13 protein-coding genes and 1 pseudogene are annotated in these 17,145 nt (G+C 71.0%); 9 read left to right on the top strand and 5 right to left on the bottom strand.

What is annotated here, in order from left to right:
* The first annotated feature begins 89 nt into the window (after positions 1-89).
* From ABD198_RS21320 to ABD198_RS21305, 4 genes and pseudogenes are all read left to right on the top strand, one after another.
* Positions 90-644, top strand: a pseudogene (locus tag ABD198_RS21320) (RNA 2'-phosphotransferase).
* A gap of 8 nt (positions 645-652) precedes the next feature.
* Positions 653-1,099 (top strand): hypothetical protein, encoded by a 447-nt coding sequence (locus ABD198_RS21315; protein ID WP_344004340.1) that lies wholly within the window; start codon positions 653-655, stop codon positions 1,097-1,099.
* Between the two features lie 71 nt (positions 1,100-1,170).
* Positions 1,171-2,073, top strand: a complete 903-nt coding sequence (locus tag ABD198_RS21310) for an LLM class flavin-dependent oxidoreductase (RefSeq protein WP_344004337.1) — start codon at positions 1,171-1,173, stop codon at positions 2,071-2,073.
* 132 nt (positions 2,074-2,205) lie between these two features.
* Positions 2,206-3,093 (top strand): Cof-type HAD-IIB family hydrolase, encoded by an 888-nt coding sequence (locus ABD198_RS21305; RefSeq protein ID WP_344004334.1) that lies wholly within the window; start codon positions 2,206-2,208, stop codon positions 3,091-3,093.
* A gap of 45 nt (positions 3,094-3,138) precedes the next feature.
* On the opposite strand, the gene ABD198_RS21300 is transcribed toward ABD198_RS21305, so the two are convergent.
* From ABD198_RS21300 to ABD198_RS21285, 4 genes are all read right to left on the bottom strand, one after another.
* On the bottom strand, positions 3,139-4,197 hold the full coding sequence (locus ABD198_RS21300) for a M23 family metallopeptidase (RefSeq protein WP_344004331.1): 1,059 nt from the start codon (positions 4,195-4,197) through the stop codon (positions 3,139-3,141).
* A 134-nt stretch (positions 4,198-4,331) separates the two neighbouring features.
* Positions 4,332-7,865: a thiol reductant ABC exporter subunit CydD gene (gene cydD / locus ABD198_RS21295; protein WP_344004328.1), complete on the bottom strand. Its 3,534-nt coding sequence runs from the start codon at positions 7,863-7,865 to the stop codon at positions 4,332-4,334.
* A 12-nt stretch (positions 7,866-7,877) separates the two neighbouring features.
* On the bottom strand, positions 7,878-8,882 hold the full coding sequence (gene cydB, locus ABD198_RS21290; protein WP_344004325.1) for a cytochrome d ubiquinol oxidase subunit II: 1,005 nt from the start codon (positions 8,880-8,882) through the stop codon (positions 7,878-7,880).
* Positions 8,883-8,902: 20 nt separating this feature from the next.
* Positions 8,903-10,408: a cytochrome ubiquinol oxidase subunit I gene (locus ABD198_RS21285; RefSeq protein WP_344004323.1), complete on the bottom strand. Its 1,506-nt coding sequence runs from the start codon at positions 10,406-10,408 to the stop codon at positions 8,903-8,905.
* A 141-nt stretch (positions 10,409-10,549) separates the two neighbouring features.
* Here ABD198_RS21285 and ABD198_RS21280 point away from each other — a divergent pair, with 141 nt between their 5' ends.
* Entirely contained in the window at positions 10,550-10,933 is a 384-nt protein-coding gene (locus tag ABD198_RS21280) for a cyclophilin-like fold protein (protein ID WP_344004318.1), read from the top strand.
* A 47-nt stretch (positions 10,934-10,980) separates the two neighbouring features.
* On the opposite strand, the gene hisC is transcribed toward ABD198_RS21280, so the two are convergent.
* Positions 10,981-12,060 (bottom strand): histidinol-phosphate transaminase, encoded by a 1,080-nt coding sequence (hisC, locus tag ABD198_RS21275; protein ID WP_344004315.1) that lies wholly within the window; start codon positions 12,058-12,060, stop codon positions 10,981-10,983.
* A gap of 442 nt (positions 12,061-12,502) precedes the next feature.
* Between hisC and ABD198_RS21270 the strand changes: the two genes are divergently transcribed.
* The 4 genes from ABD198_RS21270 to ABD198_RS21255 all read left to right on the top strand — a co-directional run bounded on the left by ABD198_RS21270 (position 12,503) and on the right by ABD198_RS21255 (position 17,089).
* Entirely contained in the window at positions 12,503-13,615 is a 1,113-nt protein-coding gene (locus ABD198_RS21270) for a LacI family DNA-binding transcriptional regulator (protein WP_344004312.1), read from the top strand.
* Between the two features lie 379 nt (positions 13,616-13,994).
* Entirely contained in the window at positions 13,995-15,086 is a 1,092-nt protein-coding gene (locus tag ABD198_RS21265; RefSeq protein ID WP_344004309.1) for a metallophosphoesterase, read from the top strand.
* Between the two features lie 184 nt (positions 15,087-15,270).
* A complete protein-coding gene (locus ABD198_RS21260) occupies positions 15,271-16,146 on the top strand; it encodes a hypothetical protein (RefSeq protein ID WP_344004306.1) in 876 nt (291 codons plus the stop codon).
* A gap of 502 nt (positions 16,147-16,648) precedes the next feature.
* On the top strand, positions 16,649-17,089 hold the full coding sequence (locus ABD198_RS21255; protein ID WP_344004302.1) for a hypothetical protein: 441 nt from the start codon (positions 16,649-16,651) through the stop codon (positions 17,087-17,089).
* Positions 17,090-17,145 lie beyond the last annotated feature (56 nt).

Below are 17,145 nucleotides of genomic sequence, written 5' to 3'. Positions count from 1 at the left end.
CGCCTGTGGATGACCCGAGTTGACTGTGGATCAAACCTCTCGGACGAAATCAATCGCGTGATGTGCGTCTCTCCCGGCAAGCTGAGGGCATGGACGAGAGACGCACCGTGCGGGTGTCCAAGTACATCGCCAAGCACCTGCGCCACCAGCCGGAACGGATCGGACTGGTGCCCGACGAGGGCGGCTGGGTGGAGATCGACGCGCTGATCGCCGCGGCGGCCGCCCACGGCTTCCGGTTCACCCGGGAGGAGTTGGACCATGTGTCGCCGTCAACGACAAGCGGCGCTTCACCGTTGAGGGCAACCGCATCCGGGCCAATCAGGGCCACAGCATCGAGGTCGACCTCGGGCTGCCGCCGGCCACCCCTCCGCGGCTCCTCTACCACGGCACCGTGGCCCGCCATCTGGCAGCGATCCGGGCGGAGGGCCTGCGGCCCATGGCGCGGCACGACGTGCATCTGTCCGCCGACACCGAGACCGCCACGCGGGTGGGGGCCCGCAGGGGCCGCCCGATGGTGCTCACCGTGGAGGCGGGGGTTATGGCACCGGGACGGTCATGCCTTCCGGGTGAGCGCGAACGGCGTGTGGCTGACCCAGGCGGTGCCACCCCGGTATCTGCGGTTCCCCGAGGACTCTGCGGCATGATCAGTGGTATGGACCACTTGCCGACCACCGAAGCCGCCGTGACCGTGCTGAAGGAGCTCGCGGAGAGATACGGACGCGAGATCCGGGTCAGCCACGACATCGGCGCCGACCAGACCTCGCGCCGCACGGCCGCCGGCGTCGGCGTCGTCACCGACCCGGACGGCTCGCTCCCCCACGAGGCACTCGTCGAGTTCGGCGGCCTGCCTCGGTTGAGCGTCCGGCTGTTTCCGGAGGACGACGCGCTGATCGATGTCGAGGGCGTCGAGTGCCCGGACATCCCCCGCGACGACGTGCCCGCCTTCCTCCGCTCCCTCTTCGACGGCCTGGCCTACGTCAAGGCCCGCCGCTTTCTGCCCGGTTACTTCCTGATCGTGCCGCTGCCCGGCGACCGGACGCACAAGGAGTACGTCCCGGTGATCGCCCTGACGCCCTGGCTCAGCAGCCGGGTGCGGTGACCGCTCGCCTGCGACGCCACGGACCGTGACCGTTTCACGTGAAACAGGTGACGGCACTTAGGCTCGGGGGCATGAGTCTGCGCCTGAGCACCGTGATCCTCCCCTACCGCCGCTGGCACGAGGGCAGCCGCGCGAGCTGGGAACGGGCCGAGGAGCTCGGCTTCCACGCCGGATACACCTACGACCACCTGTCCTGGCGCAGCTTCCGGGACGGCCCCTGGTTCGGTGCCGTCCCCACCCTGACCGCAGCGGCGTGCGTGACGGATCGGATGCGGCTCGGCACCCTGGTGACCTCGCCCAACTTCCGGCACCCGGTCACCCTCGCCAAGGAGCTCATCTCCCTCGACGACATCTCCCGCGGACGCGTCACCCTTGGCATAGGAGCCGGCGGCACCGGCTTCGACGCCACCGCGCTCGGTCAGGAGCCGTGGACCCCGCGCGAGCGGGCCGACCGCTTCGCCGAGTTCATCGGCATGCTCGACCGGCTGCTCACCGAGGACTCGGTGTCGTACGAGGGCGACCACTACGCGGCGCAGGAGGCACGCAACATCCCCGGCTGTGTGCAGCAGCCCCGGCTGCCGTTCGCGGTGGCCGCCACCGGACCGCGCGGCATGCGGCTGGCGGCACGCTACGGGCAGGCCTGGGTGACCACGGGCGACCCGAAGCTGTACGAGAACGGCACCCCCGAGCAGTCGGTCCAGGCCCTTCGCAGGCAGACGGAGCGGCTGGCCGACGCCTGCGCCGAGATCGGGCGGGACGTCGCCGCGCTTGAGAAGATCCTGCTCACCGGGTTCACCCCGGACCGGAACCGTCCGCTGGAGTCCCTGGACGCCTTCGTCGACTTCGCGGGCCGGCACGCCGAGCTGGGCTTCACCGAGATCGTGCTCCACTGGCCCATCCCGGACTCGGACTTCGCCGTGGACCAGAAGGTCTTCGAGCGCATCGCCACCGAGGCGGCCGCGCAGCTTCCGTGAGCCCTGGGGCGCCGGCGTCATCAGGGGAGTAGAAGCGCGCCGCCGACGACCCCAGGGCGTGGCGGCGGGCTGCCGAGTGGTGACGGGAGTAACCACTCAGATGTGCGGAGATCCGCACGGCCGTGCGGGCATATGCGGGACAATGGCCGGGTGACCTCAGCGACCCGACAGCCCGTGACCCCGGTTTTCGCCACTCCACCGCGGCTCATCGCCACCGACCTCGACGGCACTCTGCTGCGCGACGACAAGTCGGTGTCCCCGCGCACCGTCGCCGCGCTGGCCGCCGCCGAGAAGGCAGGCATCGAGATCTTCTTCGTCACCGGCCGCCCCGCCCGCTGGATGGACGTCGTCAGTGACCACGTCCACGGCCACGGCCTCGCCATCTGCGGCAACGGCGCCGCCGTCGTCGACCTGCACGGCGGCCCCGGCGAGCACCGCTTCGTCAAGGTGCGGGAGCTGGCCCGCGAGAACGCGCTGGACGCCGTACGGCTGCTGCGCGAGGCCGCACCCGGCACGCTCTACGCCGTGGAGCAGACCTACGGCTTCTACCAGGAGCCCGACTATCCGAAGCTGCACATGGAGATCCCCGACGCCCTCGCTCCCGCCGAGGAGCTGCTGGCACCGGACTCCCAGGCCGCCGGTGAGCCGGTGCTCAAGATCCTCGCCTACCACCCCGAGCTGGATCCCGACGCCTTCCTCACCCTGGCCCGGGTCGCGATCGGCGACCGCGCCACCGTCACCCGCTCCAGCCCCAGCGCCCTGCTGGAGATCAGCGGACCGGGCGTGTCCAAGGCCAGCACCCTCGCCCTGTGCTGCGCCGAGCGCGGCATATCGCACGAGGAGGTCGTCGCGTTCGGGGACATGCCCAACGACGTGGAGATGCTGACCTGGGCGGGCCGCTCCTACGCGATGGGCAACGCCCACCCGGACGTCCTCGCCGCCGCCTCGGGCCACACGGTCGCCAACAACGACGACGGCGTCGCCGTGGTGATCGAGCAGCTGCTGGCCGAACACGGCTGATCAACGGACCGAGCAAGGATGAGGCTGGCCCTGGTCAGGGGCTGCTCAGAGCGACACCCCGCGGTGGGCCAGCCACGACACCGGGTTCACCGCCGAACCCATCTCCGGGGTGACCCGCACCTCGAAGTGCAGATGCGGCCCGGTGGAGTTTCCGCTGGTCCCGGACTGGCCGATCCACTGCCCCGGTGCGACGTGCTCCCCCTGGTCGACGGCGACCGAGGCCAGGTGGGCGTACTGCGTGTAGTAGCCGCCCGCGTGCTGGATCACGATCTCGATGCCGAAGGCGCCTCCGCAGGACACCCTCACCACCTTGCCCTGGCCCACCGCCCGCACCGTTGTGCCGATCGGCACCGCGAAGTCCTGCCCGGTGTGCCGGTTGGCCCACCGCGCGCCGCCACTGCCGTAGGACGCCGACAGCTCATAGGTCTCCACCGGCGCCACCCAGGGGTCGGTGAAGTTCGTCTCCGGCTGGTCGAGCCGCACCGCGCCCCGGCAGGAGCCGGCCGCCACCGAGGCGTCCGCCTGGCCCTGCAGCCGCCAGCGCGCCGTCTCCAGCTTCTGCTCGATGTCCCGCTTCAGATCAACCAGCTGCCGGTTGCGCTTCTCCAGCTTCTTCCAGGCCGCCGCGGCCCTCGCCTCGTCACGGGCGAGCCGTGACTCGGCACGGGCGCTCTTCTCCAGCGCGTTGTCGAGCGCCAGATTCGCCTGGGAGAACACCCGCTGACCACGCATCAGCTCCTCGGGGTCGTCGGCGAGGATCATGTGGGCGGTCAGCGGCAACCCGCCGCCGTTGCGGTACTGGGACCGGGCGAGCCGCCCGAGGTCCTGGCGCAGCACGGCGATCTCCCGCCGCTCGCGGTCCAGCAGCTTCTCCAGCCGCTGTGCCTCCGACCTCTGCCTGGCCGCCTGGCGCTGCCCGGCCTCGTACCGGCGGGTCGCCGCCGCGGCCTCCGCGTACAGCTTGGCCACCTGGGCGCTGACGCTGGTGGGGGCCCCGTGGCCGGGGGCGTGGGCGCCGTCGCCGTCACTGGGCCGCGCGGCGAGCACGGCCAGCGCACACAGCAGCACGGTGACGAGCAGCGGACGGCGACGGATGAGGCGCATGACAGCGATCCTTCACCCGGCCCCGCCGCAGCGGCCTGTTCTGGTCGTACGCCCGGGGGACCTCGTGCCCGGATGGACCAGTGATGCGGCCGTCTGATCGAACGATCGGCGTCCCCCGAAGGCTTGATGTCGCGTCAAGCCGGTGCGACGGGCTGACGCGCGGTCATCAGCGTGACCGCCTCGGCCTCCCTGCGCAGCATCTCCCGCAACGGCCCGTCCACCAGGGCGAGTTCCTCGTAGGGACCGCGCTGCACCACACGCCCCCGGTCCAGCACGATCACCTCGTCCACCGCGTCCAGCCCGGCCATGCGGTGGGTGATGAGCAGCGTCGTGCGGCCCTCGGTCGCGGCCAGGAGGTCGGCGGTGAGCGCGTCCGCCGTGGGCAGGTCGAGATGCTCCGCCGGCTCGTCGAGCACCAGGACCGGGAAGTCCGCGAGCAGCGCCCGGGCCAGCGCCAGCCGCTGCCGCTGGCCGCCGGACAGCCGCGCTCCGTGCTCGCCGACCAGGGTGTCGAGCCCGTCGGGCAGGGAGTCGGCCCAGTCCAGCAGCCGGGCCCGGGCGAGCGCGTCGCGCAGTTCGTCCTCCGTGGCGTCCCGCCTGGCCAGCAGCAGGTTCTCGCGCACGGAGCTGTCGAAGAGGTGCGCGTCCTGGGCGCACAGGCCGACCAGCCGCCGTACGTCGTCACCGTCCAGGGTGCGGGCGTCCGCGCCGGCCAGCGTGTAGGAGCCCGCACCCGGGTCCAGGAAGCGCAGCAGCACCTGGGCGAGGGTCGTCTTGCCGGAGCCGGACGGCCCGACCACCGCGATCCTGCGCCCCGGCGTCAGCGTCAGGTCCAGCCCGGTCAGGGCGTCCCGGTCCTGCCCGGCGTGACGCGCGGACAGTCCCTTCACCGTGAGCGGGAACGGCTCCGCGGGTGCCTGCCGGGGCGACTCCGGCTCCCGTACCGGCGCGGGGGCGTCCAGCACCTCGTGCACCCGCTCGGCGCTCCGGCGCACCCGCTGCCGGTGCTGCACGGCGAGCGGCATGCCGAGCACGGCCTCGAAGGCGGCCAGGGGAGTGAGCACCACGACGGCCAGCGTCACCCCGTCCAGGCGTCCGGCGGCCACCGCCTGAACCCCGGCCAGCGCCGCCAGGGTGACGGTGAGTCCGGAGATCAGTGCCGTGAGCCCGTCGCCCAGGGCGGTCGCGGTCGCGGCGCGGGAGGCGATCCGGGTGAGGTTCTGGTCGGCCCGCCGCGCCTCGGCGGCCCGCGCGGGCAGGGCTCCGGCGACGGTCAGCTCCGCGGTGCCGGTGAGCAGATCGGTCACCCGGGTCGCCAGCGCGCCCCGCGCGGGTGCCAGCATGCGGTCCGCCCGCCGGGCCACGGCCCCGGTGAGCAGCGGCACCCCGGCTCCCGCGGCGAGCAACCCGGCCGCGAGCACCGCGCCCGCCTCCGGCAGCAGCCAGGCCGTGACGCCGACGGACAGCACGGAGACGACGACCGCCGCGCCGGCCGGCAGCAGCCACCGCAGCCAGTAGTCCTGCAGCGCGTCCACATCGGCGACCAGCCGGGAGAGCAGATCGCCGCGGCGCACCCGGCGCAGACCCGCGGGCGCCAGCCGTTCCAGGCGCCGGTAGACCGCCACCCTGGTGTCGGCCAGCATCCGCAGCACCGCGTCGTGGGACACCAGCCGCTCGGCGTACCGGAACACCGCCCGGCCGATACCGAAGGCCCTGGTCGCGGTGACGGCCACCATCAGGTGGAGCACGGGCGGCTGCTGCGAGGCCCGCGAGATGAGCCACCCGGATGTCCCCATGAGCCCCACGGCGCTGCCCAGGGCGAGGCTGCCCAGCAGCAGCGCGAGCGCCAGCCGTCCCCGCCGGGCACCGGACATGGCCCGGACCCGGGCGAGGACACTGCCCTGGCGGTCCGGTGCCACAGGCTCCCCTGCGAGGTCGGGCGTCGGCTCAGTACTGGCCTCCGGTTCGCGGCCCGCCTGCGGTGTGCCGGTCACGGGGGCAGCAGTCCCCGGTGCGGGGGCAGCGCTGCCTCCGTCCCCCGGCTCCGTCAGCCGCACCACGCGGTCGGCGAGGGTGAGCAGCGCGGGCCGGTGCACCACCAGCAGCACGGTCCGGCCCGCCGCCAGCCGTCGGATCGCCGCCACGACCTCGGCCTCGGTGGCGCCGTCCAGCGCGGCCGTCGGCTCGTCGAGCAGCAGCACCGGCCGGTCTGCGAGGAACGCCCGGGCCAGCGCGAGGCGCTGCCGCTGCCCTGCGGACAGTCCCGACCCGTCCTCGCCGAGCGGTGTGTGGATGCCCTCGGGCAGCGCGGCGACGAAGTCCCAGGCTCCCGCGTCCCGCAGCGCCCGCCGTACCGCGTCGTCGTCGGCGTCGGGCCGGGCCAGCCGTACGTTCTCGGCGACCGTCCCGGCGAACAACTGCGGACGCTGCGGCACCCAGGCGACCCTGCGGTGCCACTCGGTCAGATCGAGCCCGGTGAGATCGGCTCCCCCGATGCGCACCCGGCCCGCGTCGGGACGGACGAATCCCAGCAGCACGTTCAGCAGGGTGGACTTGCCCGCGCCGCTCGGCCCGACCAGCGCGACCGTCTCGCCGGGCTCGACGGTGAACGACACATCGGTGACGGCGTCCGTGGAGCGGCCGGGGTAGCGGACGGTCACGCCCTCGAAGGACACGGCCCCGGCCGGCACCGGCCCGCCCTTCGTGTCCGGGGCGGGGGTCTCCAGGACGCGGAAGATCTCCTCGGCGGCGGCGAGGCCCTCCGCCGCCGCGTGGTACTGGGCGCCGACCTGACGCAGCGGCAGATACGCCTCGGGCGCGAGGATCAGGATGACCAGGCCGGTGTACAGATCCAGGTCGCCGTGGACCAGCCGCATGCCGATCGTCACGGCCACCAGTGCCACCGACAGCGTGGCGAGCAGCTCCAATGCGAAGGAGGAGATGAAGGCGATCCGCAGGGTCCGCATGGTCGCCCGCCGGTACTCGGCGGTGATCCGGCGGATCGACTCCGCCTGCGCCTTGGCCCGCCCGAACACCTTCAGCGTCGGCAGCCCGGCGACGACGTCCAGGAAGTGCCCCGACAGCCGGGACAGCAGCCGCCACTGACGGTCCATCCGGGACTGGGTGGCCCAGCCGATCAGCACCATGAAGACCGGGATGAGCGGCAGGGTGCCGACGATGATGGCGGCCGAGACCCAGTCCTCGGCGACGATCCTGGCCAGCACCGCCACCGGCACCACCACGGCCAGCCCCAGCTGGGGGAGATAGCGGGAGAAGTAGTCGTCGAGCGCGTCGATGCCCCGGGTGGCCAGGGCGACCAGCGAACCGGTGCGCTGCCCGGCGAGCCACCCGGGACCCAGCGCGGTCGCCCGCTCCAGCAGCCGTCCGCGCAGCTCGGACTTGACGGCGGCGCTCGCCCGGTGGGCCGCCAGCTCGGTCAGCCAGCCGACCAGTGCCCTGCCCACCGCCACCACGGCCAGCAGCACCAGGGGAGTCGCGAGGTCACCGGCGGACCTGCCCTGCTGGAAGGCGCCCACCACGGTCTCGGCGATGAGCATGGCCTGGGCGATGACCAGGCCCGCGCCGACCGCTCCCAGGCCGACGACCGCGACCAGGAAGAGGCGGGTGGCACGGGCGTGGCGGAGCAGGCGCGGGTCGATCGGTTTCACGTGAAACACACCTCAGTGCACGGGATCGGCGATGTGCTGGGTGCCGATCCGCTTGCGGAAGACCCAGTAGGTCCAGCCCTGGTAGAGCAGGACGACGGGGGTGGCGATCACGGCCAGCCAGGTCATGATCTTCAGGGTGTAGGGGCTGGAGGAGGCGTTGGTGACCGTCAGGCTCCAGTCCTCGTTCAGCGTGGACGGCATGACGTTCGGGAACAGCGTCAGGAAGAGCATCGCCACGGCGGCCACGATGGTGACGCCGGAGAAGGCGAACGACCAGCCCTCACGCCCGGCCCGGTTCGCGGCCAGGGCCGCCACCAGCGCCGCCACGGCGGCCGCCAGAGCGACCAGGCTGCTGCCGTCCCCCTTGTCGGCCTGGGTCCACAGCAGGAAGGCCGCCGCCAGTACGGCGGTGACGAGACCCACGCGGGTGGCGGTCGCCCGCGCCCGCTGCCGGATCTCCCCGACGGTCTTGAGCGCCGTGAACACCGCCCCGTGGAAGGTGAACAGCGTCAGGGTGACCAGCCCGCCGAGCAGGGCGTAGGGATTGAGCAGCTCCCAGACGTGCCCCACATACTCGAAGTCCGCGTCGAGCTTCACCCCGCGCACGATGTTCCCGAAGGCCACGCCCCACAGGAACGCCGGGATCAGCGAGGTCCAGAAGATCGCGGTCTCCCACCGGCGCTGCCAGCTCTCCTCCGGCCGCTTGGCCCGGTACTCGAAGGCCACACCCCGGATGATCAGGCAGATCAGGATGGCGAGCAGGGGCAGGTAGAAGCCGGAGAACAGCGTGGCGTACCACTCGGGGAAGGCGGCGAAGGTGGCTCCGCCGGCGGTGAGCAGCCACACCTCGTTGCCGTCCCAGACGGGCCCGATGGTGTTGATCAGCACCCGCTTCTCGGTCCGGTCGCGGGCGAGCAGCCGGGTGAGGATGCCGACGCCGAAGTCGAAGCCCTCCAGGAAGAAGTAGCCGGTCCACAGGACGGCGATCAGGACGAACCAGATGTCGTGCAGTTCCATGACGGTGCTGCTCCCTCGGCCTAGTACGAGAAGGCCATCGGCTTGTCGGCGTCACGGGGGTCGCCGCCGACCTTCGTGGGCGGGTTGAGGTCGCTCTCGGTCAGCTCGGGCGGGCCCGCCTTGACGTACTTGGCGAGCAGCTTGACCTCGATGACGGCCAGGGCGGCGTACAGCGCGGTGAAGACGGACATGGAGGTGACGACCTCGGCCGTGGAGGCGCCGGGGGAGACGGCGTCGCGGGTCTGCATCACGCCGTAGACGACCCAGGGCTGACGGCCCATCTCGGTGAAGATCCATCCCCAGGCGTTGGCAATCAGCGGGAAGGCCATGGTCCACACCGTCAGCAGCCAGTACAGACGGCCGAGCCTCGCGCCGAGCGGCTGCCTGAACAGCACCAGATGCGGCACCTCGTCCTCCCCGGTGCGCAACGCCGCGGGCAGCATGAACTTCTTCCGGGTCAGCCACAGCCCCAGCACGCCGAGGGCGAGGGACGCCATTCCGAAACCGATCATCCAGCGGAAGCCCCAGTAGGCGACGGGGACGATCGGCTTGTAGTCGCCGGGCCCGAACTTCTCCTGCAGCGCCTCATTGGTGTCGTTGATGCCGGGCACGTACGACTCGAAGTCGCTGTGGGCGAGGAAGGACAGCAGGCCCGGGATCTCCAGGGCGACCTTGTTGTGACCCTCGTCGACGTCCCCGTAGGCGAACACCGAGAAGGGCGCCGGTTCCTCGCCGTCCCAGAGGGCCTCGGCGGCGGCCATCTTCATCGGCTGCTGCTCGTACATGACCTTGCCGAGGGTGTCTCCGCTGATGGCGGTCAACAGGCCGCCGACGGCCAGGGTGACCAGGCCGAGCCGCAGGGAGGTCCGCATCACCGGGATGTGCTTCCCCCGCATCAGGTGGAAGGCGGCGATGCCGGCCATGAACGCACCACCGGTGAGGAAGGCGGCCGAGAAGCTGTGGAAGACCTGGTTGAGGGTGGTGTTCTGGGTGAGCACCAGCCAGAAGTCGGTCAGCTCGGCGCGGCCCTTCTCCTCGTTGATGCGGTAGCCGACGGGGTGCTGCATCCAGGAGTTGGCGGCGAGGATGAAGTACGCCGACAGCAGGGTGCCGATCGAGACCATCCAGATGCAGGCGAGGTGGATCTTCCTGGGCAGCCGGTCCCAGCCGAAGATCCACAGGCCGATGAAGGTGGACTCGAAGAAGAAGGCGATCAGCGCCTCGAAGGCGAGCGGGGCGCCGAAGACGTCACCGACGAAGCGCGAGTAGTCGGACCAGTTCATGCCGAACTGGAACTCCTGCACGATGCCGGTGACCACACCCATGGCGATGTTGATCAGGAAGAGCTTGCCCCAGAACTTGGTCGCCCTGAGGTACTTCTCCTTCTCCGTGCGCACCCACGCGGTCTGCAGGCCGGCGGTGAGGGCGGCCAGGGAGATCGTCAGGGGAACGAACAGGAAGTGGTAGACGGTGGTGATGCCGAACTGCCATCGCGCCAGGGTCTCCGGCGCCAGAGCCAGGTCCACGTCGTCACTCCTTACCCGCGCTTGTGAACGCGTTCACATTCACAAGCAATTATGACTTACCCCTTTTCGGACCAGGAAGGGGGGTCCCCTGTGACGTCAAGCCCTTGGCAAGAACTTCAACACTCTGTTGAATTTGCGGCCATGAGCACACGTATCCGCATCTCCTGGCCGGCGGGGCACCTCACCGCGACCCTCGACGACACCCCCACCACCCAGGCCCTCGCCAAGGCACTGCCCCTCACCTCCACCGCCCGGACCTGGGGCGAAGAGGTCTACTTCGACACGGGTGTGGCCGTTTCACGTGAAACGGCGGACGCCCGGCAGGTGGTCGAGCCCGGCACCGTCGCCTTCTGGACCGACGGTGACGCCCTGGCCCTCCCCTTCGGACCCACGCCGATCTCCCACGGGGACGAATGCCGCCTGGCGAGCCCGTGCAACGTCCTGGGCCGGATCGACCAGGACCCGCGGCGGCTCGCGACCGTCCGCGACGGCGACCCGATACGCGTGGAGCCGGCTTACGGCTGAGTCGCGGACCGGCTCCTTGGTCCTCGTTGCAGGACTGCTCGCGTGCTTCAGGACTCCTTGCGGAACTCCTCCGCCACCTTCAGGAAGATGTCGTTCGCCTCGGACTCACCGACCGTGACCCGCACACCCTCGCCGGGGAACGGCCGGATCACCACGCCCGCCTGCTCGCACGCCTCGGCGAACGCCACCGTCCGCTCCCCCAGGCGCAGCCACACGAAGTTGGCCTGGGTCTCCGGCACCGTCCACCCCTGGGCCCGCAGCCCCTCCACCACGCGGTTGCGCTCGCAGACCAGCGAGCCGACCCGTCCGATCAGCTCGTCCTCGGCCCGCAGCGAGGCGATCGCCGCGTCCTGGGCGATCTGGCTGACGCCGAACGGCACCGCCGTCTTGCGCAGCGCCGCCGCCACCGGCTCATGGGCGATGGCGAAGCCCACCCGCAGCCCCGCCAGGCCGTACGCCTTGGAGAAGGTCCGCAGCACACAGACGTTGGGCCGGTCCCGGTAGATGTCGACCCCGTCGGGCACCTCGGGGTCCCGGATGAACTCGCGGTAGGCCTCGTCGAGGACCACGAGGACGTCACCGGGCACCCGGTCGAGGAAGCGCTCGAGCTCGGCCCGCCGCACCACCGTGCCGGTCGGGTTGTTGGGGTTGCAGACGAAGATGAGCCGCGTCCGGTCGGTGATCGCCGCGGCCATGGCGTCCAGGTCGTGCACCTCGCCCGCCGTCAGCGGCACCTTCACGGACGTGGCGCCGCTGATCTGGGTGATGATCGGGTACGCCTCGAAGGACCGCCAGGCGTAGATCACCTCGTCGCCCGGACCGGAGGTGGACTGCAGCAGCTGCTGGGCGACGCCGACCGAGCCCGTGCCGGTGGCCAGGTGCGACACCGGAACCGCGAAGCGCTCCGCGAGCTCCTCCATCAGCGCCGTACAGGCCATGTCCGGGTAGCGGTTGAAGGACGAGGCCGCGGCCGTGACCTTCTCCATCACGCCCGGGAGCGGCGGATAGGGGTTCTCGTTGGAGGACAGCTTGTAGGCCACCGGACCACCGGCCGCCGCCGGCTTGCCGGGCTTGTAGGTGGGAATCCCTTCCAGCTCGGCGCGCAGCCTGGGACTCGTCTCGCTCACCGCAGTCCTCCTCGACAAGACCGGCGGCCCATGACCGCCGCCGACATCAATACTGCTCACCTTATGAGGATTCCGCGCGGCTGCGTAGAGCGGCGACGGGCGTCCCGAGGTGGTTCCTCATACGTCACAGGTACAACAGGGGCAACACATCCCCATAGGCGCACGAAAGGCGCGCACCGCGGGGGCGCGCCTCACATATATCTATGCGCCGGTGGCTTGCGCCGTAGCGCGCATCACCCGTGCAGGTGAGTTGAGACCTCTTCGCAACATCGCACCCTCGACAGGCCCGCGTGCAGCGGCACGACAGGTCCCGTCGTGGGAGCGCTCAACCTCCTTGCTATCCAAGGGAATTCAGCGTTTATGATCATGCAGAAACGTGCCTGTCAACGCCCGCATATGCGTCCGCCCTACCCCACCGCATGAGCCCTACTATCGGCTCGCCATGACAGCAGCAGGGAAGCACCAGGTGAGCCGCGCGGAAACCTCACGCCGAGGCAGCCGGCCGGGTCGAGCGGGCATCAGGGACGTGGCCGCCGCCGCCGGAGTCTCCATCACAACCGTCTCCGATGCCCTCAACGGCAAGGGCCGGCTCCCGGACGCCACCCGCCGGCATGTCCGCGAGGTCGCCGACCGGCTGGGCTACCGCCCCTCGGCCGCCGCCCGTACGCTCCGCACCGGCAAGTCGGGACTCATCGGCCTGACGGTCACGACCTACGGGGATGAACCTTTCACCTTCACCGAGTTCGCGTACTTCGCCGAGATGGCCCGCGCCGCCACCTCCGCCGCGCTCGCCCGCGGCTACGCCCTCGTCATCCTGCCCGCGACCTCCCGCCACGACGTGTGGTCCAACGTCGCGCTGGACGGCACGGTGGTCATCGACCCCTCCGACCGCGACCCGGTGGTCAGCGAGCTCGTCCGGCAGGGTTTACCGGTCGTCTCCGACGGACGCCCGGCCGGCGCCCTGCCGGTCACGGCCTGGGTGGACAACGACCACGAGGCCGCCGTCCTCGGCATCCTCGACCATCTCGCCGACGCGGGCGCCCGGCGCATCGGCCTGCTGACGGGCACCACGACCGACACCTACACCCACCTGTCGACCACCGCGTATCTGCGCTGGTGCGAGCGCGTGGGCCAGGACCCGGTGTACGAGGCCTACCCGGCGCACGACCCCTGCGCGGGCGCCGTAGCGGCCGACCGGCTGCTCGCCCGTCCCGACCGCCCCGACGCCGTCTACGGCCTGTTCGACCCGAACGGCACCGATCTGCTGGCCGCCGCCCGGCGCTACGGGCTGCGCGTGCCGGACGACCTGCTGCTGGTCTGCTGCAGCGAGTCCACGGTCTACGCCAACACCGACCCGCCCGTCACCACGCTCTCCCTCAAGCCGCGCCGCATCGGCACCGCGGTCGTCCAGCTGCTGATCGACGCCATCGAGGGAGTCGAATCCGACCACCCGGTGGAGCAGGTGATACCGACCGAGCTGATCGTGCGCACCTCGTCCCAGCGGCGCCCCTCGCGGACGACGGTCAGCCCGCCGAGGTCGCCGAGGGGCGCCTGACCGGGGCACCGGCGGAAGACGGCGACGGGCTCCTGGAGGGGTGGAGCCCCTCGCGCCCCGGTCCGCCCACCGGGGCGGAGCCGGAGCTTCCGCAGCCTTGAGGGCAGCGGACGGCACCACTCCTCCGGGCGAAAACGGGCCGGTCGCCCGAGGAGGACGGTCCGCTCCCGCGCCGGGCGACCAGGGCGAGAGCAGGGCGAGAGGGCCGGTGAGGCGGTCGCAGCCCGGCACAATCAGGGCGAAAGCCGCGATGAACTGGAGCCCTGCTCTGATTCACCACCCCTGGGTCATCACATGGCGCGATTCGCATTCCTATGATGGGCCCACGACACCGCGGGCCGCTGCGACCAGGCAGTCCGAGCGGTGCAGATGCGGCGCGATGGTGGAGGGGTCGATGACTCAGGGGGCCGGTCAGGGACCCGAAGTGGAGCGGACGGCGACGCTGCGCGACTTCCGGGTACCCGCGTACGTCCACGAGACCGGTCCGTACACCCAGAGCACCCACCCCGGCGACGTCGTCCCCCCGGCCGAGGAGGCGTACCCGGAGGGATACACACCCACACAGCGGGATCTCCCGGTCATCAACCGGGGGGACACTGTCCAGGTGACCGTCGATCCCGTTTCCGTCCCCGCCCCCCAGCCGGCCGGCGGCCCCGGCCCGCTGTACGTGGTCGGTGACGTCCACGGCTACCTGGACGAGCTGGTGGCAGCGCTGCAGGAGAAGGGCCTGATCGACTCCGCGGGCCGGTGGTGCGCGGGCACCGCCCGGCTGTGGTTCCTGGGCGACTTCACCGACCGCGGCCCGGACGGCATCGGCGTCATCGACCTGGTGATGCGCCTGTCCGCCGAGGCCGCCGCGGCCGGCGGCTACTGCAAGGCGCTCATGGGCAACCACGAGCTGCTGCTGCTCGGCGCCAAGCGCTTCGGCGACACCCCGGTCAACTCCGGCGCGGGCACCGCCACCTTCCAGGCGGCCTGGCTGCTCAACGGCGGCCAGAAGACCGACATGGACCGCCTCCAGGACCACCACCTGCAGTGGATGGCCCGCCTCGACGCCGTGGAGGAGGTCGACGGGCATCTGCTGCTGCACTCCGACACCACGGCCTACCTCGACTTCGGCCGCTCCATCGAGGAGGTCAACGACACCGTCCGCGAGACGCTCACCCGTAACGACGCGGACGAGGTCTGGGACCTGTTCCGCAAATTCACCAAGCGGTTCTCCTTCCGCGACGAGGGCGGCGCCGACGCGGTGCGCTCCCTTCTCGATACGTACGGCGGCACCCGGGTCGTTCACGGCCACAGCCCCATTCCGTACCTGCTGGGCGAGGTCGGCTCCGAGGACGGAGGGGACGAATCCGGCCCCGTCGTCGAGGGACCGCACGTCTACGCCGACGGGCTGGCCATCGCCATGGACGGCGGCGTGACCATGGCAGGAAAGCTGCTGGTCCAGCAACTGCCACTGTCCATGTGACCGTTGGGCGGACCGGACGTTCCGAGCCCGGTTCCCGGGTCCGCGCGGCGTCAATTTCGGTAAACCCCCTGTCACCGCGCGCCGTCACCGCTCTACCATCGGCTTATCCGTAGCAGGCTCCCCTCCGTTTCTGCCCGACGGCTCGTCAGCATGCCGAGCCCCAAGCCCTACGGAGCATCGGGGGATGCACATGAACAGCGTTCCGCAGCACCTGTTGAGCGAGGACCGCCAGGAGTTCGAGCGGGTTCTCGATGAGGCGCTGCGCTCCGCACCACACCGCCCGGAACTCGCCGCTGTCGGTCAGCGGCTCAACACGGAACAACTGCGCACCATGGCGCTGGGCGCCACCGCGATCATCACGGCCGCCGCGGCGGCCGAGTACCAGCACTACGTCAAGGTCCGCGAGGAACTGCGCCGCCCCTCGGCACCGGCCGACCCGTCCGTACGCGAGTCCGGCCCCGCCTCCGCCGAACAGTCCGCCGGCGCGGTGGGCCTCACCGGCGGCATGGGCGAGGTCGCCGAGGCGGCCGGCGCGGGTGTCGTCGCCGTGGTCGCCGTACTGGCCCCGGTGCTGGCCGGCACCGCGGCGGGCATCTTCCTGCTGGTCGGCTACGTCCTGCGGATGCTCGACCCGGACGCCGCGTTCGCCCGGACCATGCTCACCACGGGCTGGGTGTTCGGTGCCGTGACGGCGGTGGCGATCCTCGTCGCCGCGATCGGCCTGCTGCTCACCGCGCTGCGCAACAAGCCGTCCGCACTGGGCGGACCGTACCCGGAGGCCGACGAGGAACTTTCTCGTGCCAGGGAGGCCTGGCGCGAGGCCCTGCTGGAACGGGGCATAGTCCCGTTCCTGAGGGACGCCCTCGCCGACCCGGAGACGGCCGCACTGCACCGCACCACGGCACCGTCCGCACCCGTCAGCCGGATCCCGAACCTCGGCTACGCCCGCCCGGGCTTCAGCAGCCCGGAGGGCGGCTCCACCCGCGCCTCCCGCCCGAGCTACTCCAGCCCCGACTACACCAGCCCGGACTTCGGCGGCCCGGAACACCAGCCGGACTAGTCCCGCGTCACCGCGCGAACGGCTCGGACCGGGAACGAACCCGTTCGCAAGGCATCCACAGGTCGACACGAACCGGCTCGCAGGGCATCCCAGGTCACCGACCATGCCCTGCCGGGCCGCCGGCACGCCCGGGCCACCTCATCGGGCCGGCCACGTGACGGCTGCCGGATGCGCGGAGCCCCGGGCGGCAGGCACGGGCGGGCGCCCAGGCGGAGGACACGGCCGGACGACCGGCGCCGTCAAGCACGGACGGTCGGCCGGGCCACCGGCGACCCCCCGCAGGACGCCGCCGGTGCGGACGCGGCCGTCGCCGAGACCCACCGAGTCCAGCACGAGGACGTTCACGGACGAAGAAGCGTCGTCTGAGACGCGATCCAACTCAGGGCCACATTGCTCAAGTTGTCCTCAGAAGGCCACAGATCTTCTTGTCGCGCACATGACTCTCACATAGCGTTCAGGCACTCGGCCGCTCAGGGGGAGCGGTTCAAGCAGAAAGGTGCTCATGAGCATCTTCGCAACCCGAGGAGCGCTCGTTTCCGCAACGGCGCTCGTGCTCTGCGTAGGCGTGGCCGGACCAGCCACAGCCGCGCAAAACGCGGATACCCCATCCACCGCAAGTAATCCCATTGCAGTGGATGACAGCCAGATCCATACGGCACCTCCGGAAGAGCCGGAAGAGGATCTGATCGAGATGCCCGACGAGGGCAGCAACACCCCAGAGGAACCGACCAGTCCTGTTCCGCCCCCCAAGGGCGATTCACCAAACGGCGAGTACTGCGGCCCCGATCAAGGCGTCTACATACCGTCCAGTCAGGGAAAGCAGTACCACAAGGGTGTCGGGCCCACGCTGTCGAACACCAACCGCACGTCCCGGACGGCAAAGTCCACGTTCATTTCAGAAGTTTCCGGAGAAGTCGGGCTTAGACGATGTCTCATGTGGTGATGTAGCGAGCTGCGGCATCATTGTTCTTCGTGGGTGTTGATCTGTCGCAGCGACTG

Origin of the sequence: Streptomyces thermocarboxydovorans (assembly GCF_039524635.1) — a bacterium.
GTDB classification, from domain to species: domain Bacteria; phylum Actinomycetota; class Actinomycetes; order Streptomycetales; family Streptomycetaceae; genus Streptomyces; species Streptomyces thermocarboxydovorans.
Note: the sequence above shows the minus strand (reverse complement) of the source record. Positions and strands in the feature narration are given on the sequence as shown.